Origin of the sequence: Streptomyces sp. NRRL F-5123 (assembly GCF_000721495.1) — a bacterium.
Lineage (GTDB): Bacteria > Actinomycetota > Actinomycetes > Streptomycetales > Streptomycetaceae > Actinacidiphila.
This window is the reverse complement of sequence record NZ_JOHY01000004.1, coordinates 81,877-99,315: the sequence shown is the minus strand read 5'-3', so window position 1 is coordinate 99,315 and position 17,439 is coordinate 81,877. Positions and strand designations below refer to the sequence as shown.

Here is a 17,439-nt window from a genome sequence, read left to right as displayed (position 1 = left end):
ACAATCCATTTCGGAAGATTCGCTGACTTCCCGGCTGCTCGTTGCTGCTTCTCGCGTCACCGTCCTACCGGTTGTGTCAATTACCGGAATCCGGTGGGAAAAATAGTCTGCCACTCGAAATAATGGTTGCCCCGGGATGTGGGGTGTCCTACTATCTGGCTGTCGGTGCGGAAAGAATTCAATTCTGGCGCGGGCGCGCCGGGCGCGGCCGCTGTGCGACGTGAGAGAGGCGTGCGATGAGCGAACTGGCGCTGCACGGCGGGCCGCCCGCGGTCACCGCGCCGCTGCCCCGGGCGTGGCCGTGGCTGTCGGAGGACGCACGGACCCGGGTGGACGGACTCCTGGCGGAAGGCGAACTCTCGGACTACGACTACGGCCCGGTACTGGCCGAGTTCGAACGGACGGTGGCCGACTACCACGGCGTTCCCTACGCGCTCGCCGCCTCCAGCGGGACCGACGCCCTGCTCTCGGCCTATCTCGCGGTGGGCGTCCGGCCGGGCGACGAGGTCCTCGTCCCGTCCTACAGCTTCCACGCCACCGTGGCCCCGCTGTTCCTGCTCTCCGCCGTCCCGGTGCTGTGCGACGTCGACCCCGTGACGGGGAACATCGACCCCGCCGACGCGGAGGCACGGATCACCGCGCGTACCAGGGCCGTCGCGGTCACCCACCTGTGGGGACACCCGGTGGACATGGACGCCGTGCTCGCGCTGGCCGGCCGCCACGGCCTGAAGGTGGTCGAGGACGGGTCGCACGCCCACGGCGCCCGCTACCGCGGCGCCCTGGTGGGCACACTGGGCGACGCGGGCGTCTTCAGCCTGGGGGCGCGCAAGATGGTCAGCGGCGGTATGGGCGGCGTGCTGGTGACGTCCGACGAGCACGTCCACCGTGAGCCGCAGCGGCTCGGACACACCCACGAGCGGGCCGCGCACTCCTGGCCGGCGGAGGACGTGGCCGTCGGGCTGGGCGGCAACCACCGCATCAGCCTCGTCGCCGCCGCCATCTGCACCGCGCAGTACCGGGACCTCGACGCCCGCATCGCGGTGAAGAGGGCCGTGCTGGAGGGCCTGAGCGCCCGACTGGAGGGAGTGCCGGGCCTGCGGCCGCAGTTCACCGCGCCCGGCGTGACGCGCGGCGGCTGGTACGGCTACAAGGCCCGGTACGTTCCGGGCGAGCTCGGCGGCCTGCCACTGGACGACTTCGTCGCGGCCCTGCAGGCCGAGGGCCTGCCGGTGGACCGGCCCTCCAACCGGCCGCTGCACTGGTCGCAGCTGTTCACCCAGCGGCGGCTGGAGCCGGCCTACTACCAGCCGGGGCGGGAGCGGCCGCTGTACCGGCGCGGTGAACTGCCGGGCGCGGAGGCGTACTACGAGGCCAGCCTGAGCTTCCCCGCCCCCCGGCTCCACGAGCCGTGCGAGGATGTGCTCGACCAGTGGCGCGACGGTATCGTCAAGGTCGTGAAGAACGCCGGACGGCTCCGCGGCCTGTCCGCAAACTCCCACTGACGCACGGCGTGGCCGGCCCGCGGGGCCCTCCCCGCGAGCCCACCCCGCGCCGGAGGTGACCGTTGACAACTGTGACACTGAGCGACGACGTGGCCCGGGCGTTTCCCGAGGCGCAGATCCGACTGCTGGTCGCGCGGGGACTGACGAACGACACCCCGTGGCCCGAAGTCGACATCCGGTGCAAGGAGCTGACCGACGCGGTGGCCGCCGGGACCGCGGGGGTGCCCGCGGAGGACGACCCGCGCATCACGTCGTGGCACGACGCCTACCGGAGCTTCGGCAGCAATCCGCGCCGCACCCGCTCCAGCGTGGACGCCCTGACCCGCAGGCTGAGCAGGAACGGGGTACTGCCGCGCATCAGCGGTGCGGTGGACGCCTACAACGTGGTCTGTGTGACGTTCGGGACCCCCGCCGGCGCCTTCGACCTCGACCGGCTGTCGGAACGGGTCGACATCCGTCCGTCCCGGCCGGGGGACTGGTTCGTCCCGCTGGGCGAGCCGGACGCGCGGGAGGAGCCCCGTCCGGGCGAAGTGGTGTACGCCCAGGGGCAGCAGGTGCTGACCCGGCACTGGAACCACCGCGACGCCGACGCGACCAAGGTCACCGCGGCCACCCGGGACGCGGTGTTCCTCCTCGAACGTGTGTCGCGGACGGCGGTCCCGGACGAGCAGCTCGACGCGGCCCACCGCGCGCTCGAGGAACTGGTGCGTCCGCACGCCGGCCAGGTTTCCCTGCTGACCGTCGACGCCCTGCACCCCACCGCGGATCTGAACGGCGGCTGACGGCCGGGCCAGGGCCGGATGCTCGGCTGCCTCCCCGCAGGCGGCACCGTCACCGGCCCGGCCGACCGCAACGCTGCGGGCGACGCCCCGTCCTTCCGGCCCGGGGCGTGGCTGCGCAAGCAGGCGAAGGCCCGCACCGAGGGGAAGCTGACCGGGCAACGGACCGCGCTCCTGGACGCACTTCACGCTGCCGAGGCCGCCGCCGGCTGACAGCCCCGGTCCGGGGCGGGATCTGCCGTCACGGCGAGGCGGGGCGCACTGCGGCGTCAGGACGCGATGTCCACCACGACCTTGCCGACTGTGCCGCTCTCGACCGCTCGGTGCGCGTCAGCGGTGCGGCCGAGGGGGAAGCGGGTCAGTGGCAGACCGTGTTCCTCGCCGACCGGCAGGGCGCCGTCGCGCACTGCGGCGGCGACGTCCTGGGCGGCCGCGGTGCGTGCCTCCGGACCGGCCGTGTAGAGCACCAGGAACTGCAGGCGCGTGTTGAGCACCATGTTCTGCAGCACGTTCAGTTCGACCGGCTTGCCACCGTCGTTGGCGTAGGTCGCGATCGTGCCGCGGGGTCGCAGCACGGCGAGGTCCAGTGCGATGTTCGCGCCGAGCGCCACTTCGGCGACGATGTCGACGCCGTCCGGGACGATCCTGCGGATCCCGGCGGCCGGATCCCCCTCCCGGTAGTTGACCACGTGGTGGGCGCCGGCGGCGGTGGCCAGCCGGGCTTTCTCCGGGCTGCTGACCGTGCTGATCACGGTGGCGCCGGCCCATCGGGCGAGCTGGATCACGGCGTGCCCGACCGCCCCGGCCCCGCCCGCGGCGAGCACCACCTTCCCGTCGAGTGCCCCGGGACGCAGTCGGCGCGGCCCGTCCTCGGCGACGGTGAGCGCGCGGTGCGCGGTCAGCGCGGGGACTCCGAGTGCGGCGCCGACGTCGAAGCCGGCCTCGTCGGGCAGGGGCACGGCCTGTTCGGCGGGCACGACGGTGAACTCGGCGGCGGTGCCGGTGGGCCGCCCGGCGGCAGCCATGAACAACCAGACCCGCTGACCGGCCCGGCTCTGCTCGACGCCCTCACCCACGGCGTCGATCGTGCCGGCGCCGTCGAGGTGCGGGGTGACCTCGGGGAAGTGCTTGGGGTGGCCGGCGCCGGAGCGCGCCTGCCAGTCGGTCGGGTTGACCCCGGACACGGTTACCCGGACGCGGACCTCGCCGGGGCCGGGCACGGGCAGGTCGCGGTCGACGAGCCGGAGAACGTCGGGGCCGCCGTTGTCGCGGTAGACGATGGCTTTCATGATTCCGTCCTGGTCGGGGGCTGGTCAGCCGATGGGGACGTCGGCGGAGCGGGACTCGACGGCGTCGAGGGCGGCCAGGGCGGCGGCGTCGAGGGTGATCCCGCCGACGGCCGTGTTGGCCTCCAGGTGAGCGGGGTCGGCGGTGCCGGGAATGAGCAGCACGTTGGGGGCGCGGTGCAGTAGCCAGGCGAGGCCGACCTGGGAGGGTGTGACGCCCAGGGATTCGGCCACGGCGTGCACCGCCGGCTCGTCGGTCGCCTTGGGCAGGCCCGGGAAGGACCCGCCGAGGGGGAAGAACGGCACCCAGGCGATGCCCTCGGCCGCGCACAGCCGCAGCATGTCCTCGTCGTCGCGCGAGACGAGGCTGTACGCGTTCTGCACGCAGGCGATGCCCGCGGACAGGGCGCGGCGAAGGCCGTCGAGGGTGACGCTGCTCAGACCGATCGCGCCGATCTTGCCCTCGTCGCGCAGGGCGGTCATCACTTCGAGCTGGTCGTCGAGGTCGACCACCTGGTCGCCGTCGGGGCGCAGGCCGGGGCCGGAGTCGAGCCGGCGGAGGTTGACCACCGGGAGCCGGTCGACGCCGAGGCTGCGCAGGTTGTCCTCGACGCCGGCGCGCAGCTGTTCGGGGCGCTGTGCGAGACGCAGTGGCAGAGGCCCGCCCGGGTCGGGGTCGGCCCCTACCTTCGTGACGACCAGGACGTCGTCCTCGGGGCGCAGCGCCTCGCGGATGACCTGGTTCGCGAACCCGAAGCCGTAGAACTGGGCGGTGTCCACGTGGTCGACGCCCAGTTCGACCGCGCGGCGCAGCAGGGCGACGGCCTCGCCGCGGTTGTGGTGCAGACGTTCGAGTTGCAGGGCGCCGTAGCCGACCCGGAAAACGGTGCGGCCGGCGAACGGAGCGGTCAGCGTGGTCATGGCGCGGTCTCCTCGGCCGGTGACTGCAGGGCGGTGTACAGCAGTTGGGCCAGGTAGAGGCTCTGCACCCGGTGGGCGATCGGGGTGGCACGCTCCTGGGCCTCGGCCGACCCGAGGTGTTCGACCTTGACCAGCCAGGCGGTGACGCTGTTGTGCACCATCGCGCGCATCCGGTCGATCGTGTCGACCACGATGCCGTGGATGGCCGGGTTGTTGGTTGCCTCGCCCCAGGTCTGCACGCCGACGCGGGCTTCGACCGGGTCGATGCCGGCGATCAGGCGGGCGAGCAGTTCGTCGGGGTCGGGCGGGGTGTCGCTCCCGGCGTACTCGCCGAGGACTTCCGCGCGCTTGGCGAGCACCGCGTGGGCCGAGGCTTGAACCAGCTCGGCCTTGTTGCGGTAGTGGGCGTAGATCGAGCCCGTCGACAGGCCGGACTCGGCCGTGATGTCGGCGATCGAGGTCCGCTCCAGGCCGTTGCGGCTGAAGCAGCGTACGGCGGCCTCGGTGATCTGGGCGCGCCGGAGTTCCTTGCGTGCGTCGGTGAGCCGAGGCACCGCACCTCCCGCAAAAAGAATCGTTGTTCTGCTTGTGGCCTCACTATACAGAATCCCCGTTCTGTTTGCCGCGCGGCGGATGTGGCGTGGATCATGTTTCGGAGAAGACCTGCGGCTTCTCGAGCGCGGGGATGAACTGCGGGCTGTCCGCCAGGAACAGGGACGCCGAGCCAGGGCCCGGGGTTCGTACCGTGGTCCGTACGAGACCGGCTGCGGGCTTCAGCCTGCCGACGTGCGTGCCGTGCCCCTGGTGCGGATGCGCTGGCCGAGGAAGAGAGCGGCGCGGTCCAGCGCCTCGTCGGCTTCGTCCAGGACGCCGGCGAACGCCTGGAAGACGTGCGGAACGTCAGCCGTGATGTCCAGGACGACGTCCACTCCGGCTTCCCTTGCGCGCGCGGCCATGCGTGTGGAGTCGTCCAGGAGTATTTCGTTGGTGCCCGCCTGCAGAAGCATCGGAGGGAAGCCGGTCAGGTCGGCGAGGGTGGCGGGGCTGAGCATGGGCTGATGCGGATCCTGTCCCGCGAGGTACATGGTCCCGGTGTGTTCCAGGCCCTCACGCGTGAAGAACGGGTCGATGCCCGCCTTGGTGTCCATGCTCTCGCCTGTCCGGGTCAGGTCGAGTCCGGGGGAGAACGCCACGATTGCGGCGGGCACGGGCAGGCCCGCGTCGCGGGCGGCGAGGCAGGTGGTGACGGTGAGGCCGCCGCCGGCGGAGTCCCCGGCGAACGCGATCGCCGAAGGGTCTTCGCCGCTGTCGAGAAGATCGCGGTAGGCGCTCACTCCGTCCTCGATCGCGGCCGGGAACGGATGCTCAGGGGCGAGCCGGTAGTCCAGGGAGAACGCCCTGAACCCTGTTTTGGTCACCAGGTTCCCCGTCAGCGACATCGCCGTCTGGGGTGAACCGACCACGTAGGAGCCGCCGTGAAAGTAGAGGATCGTCCCGGTCTTCGGAGTGCCGGCCGACTCGACGAGCACCGCGGGGCGATCGCCGAGCGTCGCAGTCCGGGTGCGGATCCCGGCCGGGACGATCATTTCCCCCATCATCGCCCTGAATCCGGCGCGGATCTCCTCCACCGACCGAGGGGCCTCCGGCTGAGGCCGTCGGACCATCGCGTCGATCTCCGCGCGCTGCTGCCTGCTCATTGTCGCCTCCATCGCGAGTGCATGCCAAAGAACTATATGCCTAGGCATCTAAGTTAGAATATATGCCATGGCATCTAAGTCAAGCCGTGGCCCGATCGACCTCCCGGGCTTCTTCGCCGATCTCGTCCGCTGCGAGACACGCCTCTACAACGCGCTGAACGACCGCCTTCGCGAGGGGCACGGGATCGTCACCTCGCAGTTCGAGTTCCTGCGCTTCCTGCGCGACCACCCCGGGTCCCGGGTCGCGGACCTCGCCACCGAATTCGCCATCGGGATCGGCGCGACCAGCAAGGGCATCGACCGACTGGAGAAGCAGGCATGGGTCGTACGGCGAACCAACCCATCGGATCGCCGCTCATCACTGCTGGACCTGACCGCCGGAGGCCTGCAACTCGCCGATGCGGCGGAGGCGACCTTCACCACAACACTGGCCGAGCTGACCGCAGACGTCCTGGGCGGTCCCTCAGGACCGGCCGCCGCACAGATCTTCTCGGAGCTGCGCTCTGTACTCGAACGTGACCAGATCGGCCTGCCCACAGGCTGACCGGCATGCACATCCGGTGCGACTGCCCGTAGCCGCGTGACCAGCGTTCGCTACGACGGCGAATCCCGCGGATCGATCACGACTCGATACGCGCCCCAGGAGGCGTGAGACCGGTGGAGCAGCGCTGCACGCACACCAGCCGGATCACGATCTGCAGCTGCCGTGCTCGTCCCGCCGGGAAGGTCACCCCGTTCAACCGGGGCTTCGCTGCGTTCGTGACGGCCCGGTCCGGACGTCAGGAGCCCCCGGGCCGCCGGACGGAGGGCACCGGCAGGCGGCCGTGCGCGCCGGACGGCTGACCGCCCGGCGCGCCGTCCCCGCCGTCCCCGTCCGTCAGCTCCAGCGGGGGGAGGGGGGACGCCTCCGCCTCGGCCAGCGTGCCCGGCCACGGCAGCGGCCTGCCGCGGTAGGGGCCCCACGGCAGGACGAGCGACGGGTTCTCCAGGCTGCGCAGGGAGACGAACGCGTCGACGAACTCGTAGTGCAGGTGCGGATCGAGCGCGCCTGAGGGAACGGGCACGAATCCCAGACGGGACTTGAAGGCGTAGAGCCCCACCTGGACCACGTGCCCGAACAGCGAGGGGTCGTTCCCCAGCGAGAGGTAGGCCAGTTCCCGCTCCCGGGCGGCCTGGAAGGCGGCGGCGTAGACCACCCGCAGACTCCCGCCCGCACGTGAGGCGGCGGTGGCCGCCGAGAAGCGCATCTGCAGGACGGACTCCCGCGGCCGTACCCACCAGATGGAACCCGCCACCAGGTCCGGGCCGGCGTAGGCGGCGACGGTCAGCAGCTCGCCGCGGGCCGCCAGGAGCCGGTCGGCGTGCCGCCGCGCGAAGTTGCGCCCTCGTGGCATGGCCGCGATCTGGGCGTCGTACACGGACAGGAAGGCGTCGAGGAACTCCGGGTCCAGCCCCTCGCGGACGCGGACGTCCAGCCCCTCGCGTTCGGCGAACCGCCGGGCGACGCGGACGCGCCGCCGCTCGCCCCCGGACAGGCCCGCCAGCCACTCCTCCTCGCCGGCTCCGGCCCGGGCGACCCAGTTGACCCAGGCCGGGCGGGCGACGAACCCAGGCGGCGGCAGTTCCACCGCGCCCGGGCGCCCGTCGCCGTCGGCGATCCGGATCACGTCGAGCGCGGGGAGCGCCGGCCGTGCCAGCAGCTCCTCGACCTCGTCCGCCCCGACCAGCCCGATGACCAGCGCGTCCTGCTCCACCGTCTCCACGGTTTCCGCCTCTCCCGTCCGGCGCCCCCGGTTGCGGCGGGCGCGCGCACCCTACTGCTCCGCGGGCGCGGGCTCCTGCCGGACCCGCATGGTGTAGCCGCCCCAGATCGCGATCGCGGCGGCCCACATCACCGCCGACGGCAACCAGAACCGGTAGCCGGACAGGTGGCTGGCCGCGGCGAAGATGAAACCGGACAGGGGGACCGAACCCGTGATGAACATGCGGATCGTCGCGTTGACGCGTCCGGCCAGCTCCACCGGGATGGACTCCTGCCGGTAGGTGATCGACATGACGTTGCTCATGCCCACCGCGACGCACACGACCATGTACCCGACCGCCTTGCACGCCGCCACCGGGGTCGCGAGCAGCACCAGCGAGGGGAAGGCCACCGCCTGGAGGAGCAGGAGCCGGCTCTCCAGGGACCAGGACGGCAGCACGTGCGGGGCGAAGCGGCTGGCCAGCGCGCCCAGGAGCAGGCCCAGGGCGAGTACGAAGGAGATGACGAGGGCGGCCAGGTCCTCGTCCGCGAACTGCGTGATCAGCGCGGCCTCGAGTTCCCCGATGGCGAGGTTGACCACGGCCATGGTGACGACCAGCCAGAGGATCTCCGGCTTCACCAGCCACCGGAAGCCGATGGCCAGGTCCGCGGACAGCGTGCTCGTGTGCCGCTCGGACGGCACGGCGGGCAGTGCCGTTGCGACCAGACCTGACGCCCCGTAGAGGGCGACGATGCACAGGCAGGCGAAGACCGCGCCGTGCGCGGAGAACGCCGCACCGCCGAGGACGAGCCCTATCACCTTGGCGTACTCGATCGACGAGCTGAGCTTCGCGACCGCCACCGGGCGCCTCGCGGGGCCGATGAGCTTGGGCAGCAGTACGAACTGCCCGGTGATCGTACTGGCCACCCCCCCGATCCCGGACAGGAAGACCAGCAGCAGGATCGCGACCTGACTGGAGAACAGGACCGACATCAGGGCCAGGCAGAGCGCCTGCTGGACCTGCGAGAGCACCAGCACGAACCGGCGGTCGAACCTGTCGATCAGCGAACCCACCAGCGGTGACACGGCGTAGGCTACGCCCCGCAGCGCGATCGAGATCAGCGAGAGCGCCGGTGAGTGGGTGCGGGAGAGGACGGCGAGCGGGACGACGATCCCCAGCTGCCAGTCACCGACCTTCGTGAGCATGGACGACACCACGAGCAGGCGGAGCGTACGGGTCTCCGCCCGCCGGGCCGCGGCTCCGTCCTGCTCCGTACCGGCCCGCAGCACGTCCGTCGTCTCATCGGCCATCGGTCACCGCCAGTACGCGTGCCGGACGGCCGCGATGCGCCCCATGAGGTCGTCCCGGTCCCGGCCGCGGACGACGTAGGAGTCCTGGAAGTCGGTGGAGTGCCGCACCCCGCCGCGTCCGTCACCCGCACCGCGGTGCCGGATGTGCTCGACGACGCCCAGACCCGCGTGCAGGTCCTCGGCGATGCCGCGTTCCGCGGGGCCGCCGGGGTAGAAGGCGACGAACCCGTGGAGGGCCCCGGGGGCCGTGGCCGCGTCCGCCGCGCCGGGCAGCGAGACCGGCAGCCCGGTCTGCAGCCGGATGTCCGCCTCCACGATGTTGAAGCCGTACTGCCACTCGATGACCGGCGGAATGACCCCGCCGGGCGCCCGCCCGGCGATCTCGCAGAACACCAGGTCGTCGCCGGGAGTGCGGAAGAACTCGAAGTGGGTGGTGCCCTCGGTCATGCCCAGCGCCGCGATCACCCGTTCGTTGACGGGGCGGATCCGCTCCACCACGTCCCCTCCGGTCAGCAGGACCGTGCCGAAGACACCGCCGGCCGCGTACTGCGAGGGATTGGTCAGGTAGACGCCGACGCTGGAGAAGCGGACCTGCCCGTCCTGGACGACCGAGTCGCAGTGGTAGATGTCGCCCTCGACGTACTCCTCGATCTCGTACCGGCCGCCGGACAGGTCCAGCCGCGCCGCCACGGCCCGCGCGGACTGCGGCGAGTCGACGACGTACAGGTCCTTGGCCGCAAGCTCCGTCCGGTTCTTGATCACCCGGCGCATGCCCGGCGCCCAGTGCAGGGCGTCGAGCTGGTCCGGCGAGTCGAGCGCGGCGAATTCCGGGACCGTCGCCGCGCCGGCCGCCCGGACCGCCTCCTTCATCAGGACCTTGTCCCGGAAGCGCAGCGCGGTGGCGTGGTCCATGCCGGCCAGGCCGTGGGCCGAGCGCAGCTCCGCGGCCAGCAGCACCGCACGTTCGTGCACCGCGACCACCCGGCTGACCGGGTACGCCTCCAGGGTCCAGTTGCACACCGCGCGCCACTCGGCCTCGTCGTCCGCGTCGCACACCGACACGTGCGCCAGGGGCGCCGCCGTGAGACCCGTCACCCCGCCGTAGAGGTTGTTGCGGGTGACCATGTGGATGTCCAGCTCGGACGTCGGCAGCAGGTGGCGGCCGCGCCGGGTGAAGAAGGTGTAGGGGTGGTTGTTGACCAGCAGGGCAGCGGGTTTCACCGTGGCTCCCGTTCCGCGACAGCGCTCAGCGGCCAGCTCAGGCAGGCCCGCAGCAGATCGTCCGAGGGGGTGTCGGTCAGGCGGCGGCGGACGGCGCGCTCCCCTGCGTGGTTGCGGGACGAGACGATACGCGCGGTGCCGGCCGAGACGTGCACGACCGTGCACGCCGGGCCCGCGCCCAGTCCGGCGGAGCGCAGGAACGCGTCGAGAGCACCTTCGAGCGCCTGCCGGCCCTCCTTGTCCGGTTCGGCCGCCGGCCCCCCGGCCACCGGTGCCGTGCCGCTCTCCTGGCACAGACCCGTGATCCGGTGACGCCCCAGGCTCGCGAGGGTCTGGACGGTCACCAGCCCGTCGGGCACACCGGTCAGCCCGCCGACCAGGACGGGGCCGCGGCCGCCGTCCGCGCCCGCCGACAGCAGGCGCCGCACCACGTCGGGCCGCGTGCCCGGAGTCCCCAGGCGTGCGGTGGCGTGCGCCGCCGCGAGGACACCGGCGTCACTCAGGGACACGACCGCCGCGGGGTTCCACGGCCCGAGCACCCGGTCGACGAAGGACGCGAAGTGCGGTGCGCCGAAGTCGACGGTGTACAGGCCGGCGTACGCGTCCACCAGCTCCTCCACGGGCGCTCCGGGACGCTGTACGAAACACACCCGGTAGCCGAGCGAGAGCGCGCAGCGGGCGACCTCCGTGTCGGCGTCGACCACGGCGAGGCGGGCTCCCGCCGGGGGCGGCTCTCCGGTCATGACCGCGGTCCCGCGTCCGCCTGGGCCCTGCCGTCCCCGGGCACTCCGGCGGCCCCGTCCCGCAGGAACGAGAGCTTGGAATAGTAGCCGCGCCGCACGGTGAGGCCGCGGGTGACCAACTGCTTCTCCACGTGCGAGGCCAGCGTGTCCATTTCGGTGTCGACGGTGTCCGGGTCGAGGCCCGCGTGGACCCGCGACTCGAGGTATTCCAGTTCGACCTGGCGCAGGGTTCTGGACGCCGGCTCCTGGGTGATCACCTCATCGGTCTCGATACCGAAGCAATGCCCGGACCGCAGGGACTGGACATTGATGTCGAACCGCGACCGTGTGGTTGTCGCCAGCCTGCGGAAACCAAAGTCCGGGTACTCACGGGCGAGATACCCGTCGAAGTCCTCCGGGCTGATGTGCAGCCCGGCTATGAAATTCTCCGACCGCCGTCTGGCGTCCTGCTCGAACAGCTTCCGCTTGAGCCAGTACGTGCCGTCCGTGTGCTGCGCGAACGAGAAGTGGCCGGCGGACCGGCCGGACGCGAGGACCTCGAAGTTGTGCTGTCTGAACTGCCACCTGGTGAATTCGTAGCCGGGATCGGTGATGAAACCGGAGAATTCGCCGTTCTGGATCGCGGACCACAGGATCCGGGCGACGCCCCAGACCGGGATCCCGCCCTCGAAGGTGATCTTCTCCTCGATCTCGGTGCCCTTTTCGAACTGCGTGTAGGTATTCTCCTCGACGGTCACATGGGCCCGGTACGCGCCCGTGTGCTCCAGTGCCTGTTCCACCAGGGCGGTCAGATCCGCCGCCACCGGGTGCCGGAATTCGGCGACCCGCGTGAACAGGGTGCCGATCACGCGTACGCGCGAGCACATGAGGACCTCGGTCAGCAGGTCTCCTCCGTCGCCGGCGCGCGTGCGCAGCAGCATCACCGGGGCGAGGGCGTACAGGCCCTCCTCGCCGATGTGCCCGCCGGCCTGCAGGAACGCGGCGAAATCCGGTGCCGGGCCGGTGCCGTCCCAGGCCGGCGCGGACGGCGCGGCCCCCGGCGCCCCGGTCGGCCCGCCCTCGCCGCCGATCACGGCGACGGAGTCGGCGACGGTGTCCTCGGGCCGCAGAAAGGCCAGTGCCCGCGGTTCCCCGTGGTGCTCGTCGGGCAGCCGCGCCACCACGACCGGCATGCCGGAAACAGCCCCGACCGTGTACTGAATGGCTACGTCGGACAGAATCAAACGCCTTTCCACGCGTCCGTGGAGAGGGCGAGCAAGTGCTGGTGTCACTTTCCCCCCGGCTGGCATTGAGACACTTACTGTGTTACGCAGACCATAGAATACTCTTATGCAGTGAAGCAGGTCTCCCAGTGTGTGTCAACGGTTTCCCTGGCATTCTCCGGGGGTTCGCCGAATCGCAAGTGGGACAAAATCTTGCCAATCTTCATAAGAAGGACATTCGACCGATTCTCAGCGCATCGCGACAACGCGACTTGTCGGTGTCGTCGCTGCTTGACGGGATGGGCGGGCTGATTGAGAGTGTAGTGGAGCCAAAAGCGCTGGCATGTCGATGTCATTTGGCCGGGCAAAGGGGTTCCACACACATCCGTCCGGGAGAGGTTTGTGATGAGAACGTTTGATTTCATCGGGATCGGGGTCGGCCCCGCGAATCTCAGCCTGGCCGCGCTCGCACATTCCCAGTCGGAGCTGACCGGCTGCTTCCTCGATTCGAAGCCGGAGTTTGCATGGCACCCGGGTATCATGCTTCCCGAGTCGCGGCTCAATGTCTCGGTCTTCAAGGACCTGGCCACCATGGTCGACCCGACCAACGAGTTCACTTTTCTGAATTTCCTGGCTTCGACCGGGCGTATCTACCGGGCCCTGGAGGCCAACGGGCTCGGCTGCTCCCGCCAGGAGTTCGAGCAGTACTACCGGTGGGCCGCCGGCCGGCTCCCCACGATCCGCTGGGGACACACCGTCAAGTCCCTGTCGCCGGTGGGTGACCGGTTCGAGGTCACGTGCGACAACGGCGAGACGTTCTCCACCGGCACGGTGGTCCTGGGCTCGGGCCACAATCCGCGGCTCCCGGACTTCGCGGTGCTGCACCGCGGCAGCAGGGTCCTGCACAGCGGCGAGATCTCCACCGTCGCGCCGGACGTCCGCGGCAAGCGGGTCATGGTGGTCGGCGCCGGGCAGAGCGGCGCGGAGGTGGTGAACTACCTCCTCTCGGACGACGCGGCCCTTCCCGCGGAGCTGACCTGGGTGTCCAGCCGGACCGGATTCCTGCCGCTGGACGACTCCCCGTTCACCAACGAGTGGTACGCGCCGCCGTACGTGGACTACTTCTACGGGCTGCCGGCCGAACGCCGTACGCAGCTGCTCCGGGAGCAGGTGCTCTCGAGCGACGGGGTGTCGGAGGAACTGCTGCACCAGATCTACAAGCGCCTCTACCATCTGGACCACGTCATGTCCCGGCCCGTCCGCCACCGGCTGGTCGCCAACCGGCGGGTGACCGGCCTCGACCGGGACGGCGACGACGTGGTCGTCGACCTGCACGACCAGGACGGCGGCGGCCGCGAGCGCACGCCCGCGGACGTGGTCGTCTTCGCGACGGGCTACGAGAGCGAACTGCCCGAGTACGCGCAGCCGCTCGCCGAGCGGCTGCTCGGCGGCGACGGCCGTCCGGTGGTGCGCCGCGACTACTCCCTGGACTGGGACGGCCCGGCCGGCCTGCGGATCTTCGTGCAGAACCTCGCCGACCACACGCACGGGATCAACGACCGGCTGCTGAGCCTGATGGCCTGGCGCAGCGCCCACATCCTCAACGGCATCGCGGGCCGCGAGGTGTTCCGGATGCACCACGCGGACTCGACGATGACGTGGCACTCCGCCTGAGGCGGCCGTCCCGGGGCGTCAGGGGATCCGGTCGGCCTGCCGGACGACCTTGAGGATGCCGGCGCGGTACTGGTCCAGGAGGTCGTCGCACGGATCGGAGAAGTACCGCGCCGGGAAGCTCACGCACGCCTCGTAGTACTGCTCCGCGCCGGGGAAGTCGCCCCGCCCGTACAGCGGCCGGGGCGCGCCCGGCCGGTAGTAGCGCGGTTCCAGGCGCCGCGTGGAGAACATCTCCAGCCAGTGCAGGGGGAGGTTGGAGGGCCTGTCGACCTTGAGGCCCTCTGCCTGGAGCGCACGCACGAAGCTGCTGATGTGCAGCCCGCCGAGCTCCTCGGGAACGTAGACCGCCTTGTAGCCGTACCAGCCTCCACGCGTGACGTGCGGCGCGGTCGGCTGGGGGCGCAGCCCCGGTATCCCCTCCAGCCGGCGGCTCAGGCCGCGCAGCACCGCGCCCTTGGTGGCGATGCGCTCGTCGAGGTCGCGGTACTGCTCCGTGGCGATGGCGGCCGCCACCGTCCCCATGCGGTAGTTCGCGCCCAGGCCCACGGCCGCCTCCGACGGCGGAAGGGAGAGGCCGGCGCGGGTGTGGCTGTGGCCCAGCCGCAGGGCGGCCTCGATCACCTTCTCGTCCCTGGTCACCAGGACGCCGCCCATGCCCGCCGACACCATCTTGCGCGGCCCGGTGCTGAACACGCCGACGTCGCCGAAGGTGCCGACCGGTACGTCCCGCCACCGGGCCCCGTGCGCGTGCGAGCCGTCCTCGACGACCTTCAGACCGAAGCGGGCGGCGAACGCGCGCAGGGCGTCGGCCTCCACCGGGTGACCCCACAGGTGGGTGACGACCACGGCCCTGGTCCGTGAGGTGACCCGGCGGGCCGCGTCGGCCAGGTCGATGTTGCCGGTGTCCGTCTCGTTGTCGCAGAGCACGGGGACCGCGCTGAGCAGGAACAGCGGCGCGACCGTCGCGTGGTAGCTGTAGCTCGGCACGATGACCTCGTCGCCCGGGCCGATCCCCACTCCGTGGAAGGCCGTGTGCAGCGCCGCCGTCCCGCTGGAGAGCGCGAGGGCGAAAGGCACCCCGTGGTAGTCGGCGACCGTCCGCTCGAACTCGGCGAGAGTGGAGCCCAGGCCGTAGTCCGCCAGCTCCCCGCTCTCCATGAGCGCGACCACCCGGTCCTGGGCGGCCCGGCTGATGCGGGGCCACGGCGGAGGATGCGGAAGCGTGACGGCCGGCTCGCCGCCCAGACACGCGAGAAGCGGCGGGTTCACGGGCCCAGCACCTCGCGGACCTGCTCCGCGACCGGGAACGGGTAGACACCGTGCTCCCTGAGGAACGCCAGCGAGGCGGTCAGCTTCGTGCCGTCGTCGTCGCCGACCCCGACCATGACGTCCGCGGACGGGGCCCAGCGCCGGACGGTGCGGTCGACTTCCGCCCAGTCGACGCTTCCGGCCCCCAGGGCCATGTCCGCGTCCCGGTCGCCCTGGTTGTCGCCGTACTGGATGTAGGGAGTGAAGGCCCCCGCGCGCCGCAGCCACTCCTCCAGCGACACCGTGCCGTAGACGTTCCAGTGCGCCACGTCGAGGCACAGTCGCAGCCGGTCGGAGCCGGCCTCGGCGACCAGCCGCAGCAGCAGGTCCGGTGTCGGATCCCACATGTTCTCCAGGACGACGGTGACCGCGCCGAAGTCCAGGGAGCTGAAGAACTCCAGATGGCCCCTCAGCCACGCTTCGTCGTAGCCGGTCTCGTTGATCATGGGCAGGTGGTTGCCGTGCAGGATCAGGTACGTGACCCCGATCTCCTGCGCCCAGGCGAGCGACGCGCGCACCCGCCGGCGGGACGCCTCCCTGATCTCCCGGTCCGCGCTGTGCAGCGCGATGTCGATGAACGGGCCGTGCAGAGCGAGTGGGACCTCGGCGGGGATGAGTTCGCGACACCGCTCGAAGTAGCCGTCGAGGCGGTCGAGGTACCCCGGGTGGGCGGGCTCGATGAGTTCCATGCGCAGTCCCTCGGCCAGTGCGAGGTCGACGTACGGAGCCACCCGGTCGATGCGGGGCTGGATCAGGACTTCACCCACGGAACCATTCCTTTTCGCCGGTCCCCACGGTCAGCGCTCGACCCGGTTCAGGAAATCCTGCCAGCGTGACCTCTGCTCCGCGGTCGATCCCTCCCGGCAGATGAACTCGCTCAGGTCCTCGTCCCAGACGATCGGCTCGGCGTCCTTGTCCGCCAGCTTGGACAGCCCGTCCAGCAGGGTGTTGTCCATACCGGGGAGAAGCTCCGGAATCCAGTAGGCAAGGTAGTAGAAAACGCTGCGGCCCGGGCTGAAACTGGGGTTCCGATTCTCGTAGTTCTCCAGGCTGAAGGCCGGGTAGGCCCCGTCCCCGATCTTCTTCGGAACCTTCCAGATGGGATAGCAGAAGGTGACGTCCCCGATGCGGCGGAACGGTGCCGGCAGCGGCAGGAGCCCGCGCGAGACGCGAGCGAGGTGTTCACCGACGAGGTCTTCCCGGTTGGCGCCGATGGCGACGTACCCGATGCCGCGTTCGGCCGCGTAACGGGAGAGCACCCGGCGCAGGAGCCAGGTGCCGAGGAACTCGAGATCGGCGTCCGGGAAGCACTCGGTGAAGATTTCCTTGGTCGCCTGGAGATCCTTTGTCCCGCTCAGCCGGGCCGTTTCCGACTCGGTGACGACATTCAGTTCGATGCCGTGCGCCCGGCACAGTTCCTGCGCATTGCCCAACTGGGTGTCCCAGTCCGGGATGCCGAGCATCATGACCGGGACCACCTGCTCGGGCTCGAAGAAGCCGGATTCCATGAGGGCGGAGACCAGGACGTTGGAGTCGCCGCCGCCGGACGTGCCGACGACGACCCTTCTGCCTTTGTCGGCCGGCCACCGGCCGAGTACGTCCAGGACGCTGCGGCGTACGAAGTCCAGGCACTCGCCCGCGGTCATCTGGGCGTGCACCCGCCGGAACGCCCCGACCTCGGCGGAGGGGAAGGCCCACTCGGTCACCGCCTCGGGGACCGGACGCGCAGCCGTGGACGCGGCGCCGACCAGGCCGGGGAGGTCGATGTTGCGGGAGACGCGGGCCAGGATCTCGCCCGGCGGCCCGGGGTCCGGCGCGCTGCCGGTGGCGGGCACGAAGACGGCTCGGCGGTGACCGGGTTCGCCCGCCGGGTCCGTGTGCTGGACCTGGTAGGTCCACACGGAGGACAGCGGTATGCCGTGCAGCCGCAGCAGGGCTCCGACGGTGGGAGCGCTGTCGTGCTCCAGGACGAATTCACCATGATTTGTCTGCAGCCGGACACGCATGCTCTGTCACCGTCTCCCGATCCTGAGGGAATTCGCCCGATGGAACT

The 17,439-nt window shown here is 70.9% G+C and carries 17 protein-coding genes; 5 read left to right on the top strand and 12 right to left on the bottom strand.

Annotated features, from left to right (window positions below; genetic code table 11):
- Positions 1-236: 236 nt before the first annotated feature.
- The 3 genes from IH54_RS0105465 (at position 237) to IH54_RS0105455 (ending at position 2,494) form a co-directional block, all read left to right on the top strand.
- Positions 237-1,502, top strand: a complete 1,266-nt coding sequence (locus IH54_RS0105465) for a DegT/DnrJ/EryC1/StrS family aminotransferase (RefSeq protein WP_031513307.1) — start codon at positions 237-239, stop codon at positions 1,500-1,502.
- Between the two features lie 71 nt (positions 1,503-1,573).
- Positions 1,574-2,284 carry a B3/4 domain-containing protein gene (locus IH54_RS0105460; protein ID WP_031513304.1) on the top strand — a complete coding sequence of 237 codons (711 nt, stop codon included), beginning with the start codon at positions 1,574-1,576 and terminating at the stop codon, positions 2,282-2,284.
- Positions 2,285-2,302: 18 nt separating this feature from the next.
- Positions 2,303-2,494 (top strand): hypothetical protein, encoded by a 192-nt coding sequence (locus tag IH54_RS0105455; protein WP_031513302.1) that lies wholly within the window; start codon positions 2,303-2,305, stop codon positions 2,492-2,494.
- A 56-nt stretch (positions 2,495-2,550) separates the two neighbouring features.
- Here the strand turns inward: IH54_RS0105455 and IH54_RS0105450 are convergent, their stop codons facing one another.
- The 4 genes from IH54_RS0105450 to IH54_RS0105435 all read right to left on the bottom strand — a co-directional run bounded on the left by IH54_RS0105450 (position 2,551) and on the right by IH54_RS0105435 (position 6,185).
- Positions 2,551-3,570: an NADPH:quinone reductase gene (locus tag IH54_RS0105450; protein WP_031513300.1), complete on the bottom strand. Its 1,020-nt coding sequence runs from the start codon at positions 3,568-3,570 to the stop codon at positions 2,551-2,553.
- A 24-nt stretch (positions 3,571-3,594) separates the two neighbouring features.
- A complete protein-coding gene (locus IH54_RS0105445; protein WP_031513297.1) occupies positions 3,595-4,488 on the bottom strand; it encodes an aldo/keto reductase in 894 nt (297 codons plus the stop codon).
- A complete protein-coding gene (locus tag IH54_RS0105440; RefSeq protein ID WP_052397101.1) occupies positions 4,485-5,042 on the bottom strand; it encodes a TetR/AcrR family transcriptional regulator in 558 nt (185 codons plus the stop codon). The genes IH54_RS0105445 and IH54_RS0105440 overlap by 4 nt, the downstream gene beginning before the upstream one ends.
- Positions 5,043-5,261: 219 nt before the next feature.
- Entirely contained in the window at positions 5,262-6,185 is a 924-nt protein-coding gene (locus IH54_RS0105435; protein WP_031513293.1) for an alpha/beta hydrolase, read from the bottom strand.
- Between the two features lie 67 nt (positions 6,186-6,252).
- Between IH54_RS0105435 and IH54_RS0105430 the strand changes: the two genes are divergently transcribed.
- Positions 6,253-6,729 (top strand): MarR family winged helix-turn-helix transcriptional regulator, encoded by a 477-nt coding sequence (locus IH54_RS0105430; RefSeq protein ID WP_031513291.1) that lies wholly within the window; start codon positions 6,253-6,255, stop codon positions 6,727-6,729.
- Between the two features lie 235 nt (positions 6,730-6,964).
- Here IH54_RS0105430 and IH54_RS0105425 read toward each other — a convergent pair whose 3' ends face one another.
- The 5 genes from IH54_RS0105425 to IH54_RS41380 are packed head-to-tail and all read right to left on the bottom strand — an operon-like array spanning position 6,965 to position 12,374.
- A complete protein-coding gene (locus IH54_RS0105425; RefSeq protein ID WP_052397100.1) occupies positions 6,965-7,948 on the bottom strand; it encodes a GNAT family N-acetyltransferase in 984 nt (327 codons plus the stop codon).
- 51 nt (positions 7,949-7,999) lie between these two features.
- On the bottom strand, positions 8,000-9,238 hold the full coding sequence (locus IH54_RS0105420; RefSeq protein WP_031513286.1) for an MFS transporter: 1,239 nt from the start codon (positions 9,236-9,238) through the stop codon (positions 8,000-8,002).
- 3 nt (positions 9,239-9,241) lie between these two features.
- Positions 9,242-10,459, bottom strand: coding sequence for an ATP-grasp domain-containing protein (locus IH54_RS41385; RefSeq protein WP_052397099.1), 1,218 nt, complete (start codon positions 10,457-10,459; stop codon positions 9,242-9,244).
- Entirely contained in the window at positions 10,456-11,202 is a 747-nt protein-coding gene (locus IH54_RS0105410) for a hypothetical protein (protein WP_159011660.1), read from the bottom strand. The genes IH54_RS41385 and IH54_RS0105410 overlap by 4 nt, the downstream gene beginning before the upstream one ends.
- Entirely contained in the window at positions 11,199-12,374 is a 1,176-nt protein-coding gene (locus tag IH54_RS41380) for a hypothetical protein (RefSeq protein ID WP_052397098.1), read from the bottom strand. The genes IH54_RS0105410 and IH54_RS41380 overlap by 4 nt, the downstream gene beginning before the upstream one ends.
- Positions 12,375-12,809: 435 nt before the next feature.
- On the opposite strand from IH54_RS41380, the gene IH54_RS0105400 reads away from it, so the two are divergent.
- The gene (locus tag IH54_RS0105400; protein WP_052397097.1) at positions 12,810-14,078 is read left to right on the top strand and encodes a lysine N(6)-hydroxylase/L-ornithine N(5)-oxygenase family protein; all 1,269 of its coding nucleotides are present in this window, start codon (positions 12,810-12,812) and stop codon (positions 14,076-14,078) included.
- Positions 14,079-14,096: 18 nt separating this feature from the next.
- Here the strand turns inward: IH54_RS0105400 and IH54_RS0105395 are convergent, their stop codons facing one another.
- Genes IH54_RS0105395 through IH54_RS0105385 form a run of 3 tightly spaced genes read right to left on the bottom strand, consistent with a single transcriptional unit; the run spans position 14,097 to position 17,392 of the window.
- On the bottom strand, positions 14,097-15,347 hold the full coding sequence (locus IH54_RS0105395) for a DegT/DnrJ/EryC1/StrS family aminotransferase (RefSeq protein ID WP_031513276.1): 1,251 nt from the start codon (positions 15,345-15,347) through the stop codon (positions 14,097-14,099).
- On the bottom strand, positions 15,344-16,153 hold the full coding sequence (locus tag IH54_RS0105390; protein ID WP_031513274.1) for a sugar phosphate isomerase/epimerase family protein: 810 nt from the start codon (positions 16,151-16,153) through the stop codon (positions 15,344-15,346). The genes IH54_RS0105395 and IH54_RS0105390 overlap by 4 nt, the downstream gene beginning before the upstream one ends.
- Before the next feature lie 30 nt (positions 16,154-16,183).
- A complete protein-coding gene (locus IH54_RS0105385; protein WP_031513272.1) occupies positions 16,184-17,392 on the bottom strand; it encodes a hypothetical protein in 1,209 nt (402 codons plus the stop codon).
- Positions 17,393-17,439 lie beyond the last annotated feature (47 nt).